Below are 339 nucleotides of genomic sequence, written 5' to 3'. Positions count from 1 at the left end.
ACTCACAGAGCTGAGCGTTCTGGAGGACAGTGTCAGGTGGGCAGTTTGACTGGGGCGGTCGCCTCCTAAAATGTAACGGAGGCGCCCAAAGGTTCCCTCAGAATGGTTGGAAATCATTCGCAGAGTGTAAAGGTATAAGGGAGCTTGACTGTGAGAGTTACAACTCGAACAGGGACGAAAGTCGGGCTTAGTGATCTGGTGGTACTGAATGGAAAGGCCATCACTCAACGGACAAAAGCTACCCTGGGGATAACAGGCTTATCTCCCCCAAGAGTTCACATCGACGGGGAGGTTTGGCACCTCGATGTCGGCTCGTCGCATCCTGGGGCTGAAGTCGGT

General features: G+C 53.7%; 1 rRNA gene. It reads left to right on the top strand.

Features of this window, described 5'->3' with window-relative positions:
• Positions 1-339 (top strand): 23S ribosomal RNA (locus LrDSM24759_RS07660); the annotation flags it as partial.

Origin of the sequence: Lactobacillus rodentium (assembly GCF_003423665.1) — a bacterium.
Taxonomy (GTDB): Bacteria; Bacillota; Bacilli; order Lactobacillales; family Lactobacillaceae; genus Lactobacillus; species Lactobacillus rodentium.
The sequence above is the reverse complement of the archived record's forward strand: the minus strand, read 5'-3'. Positions and strand labels throughout refer to the sequence as shown.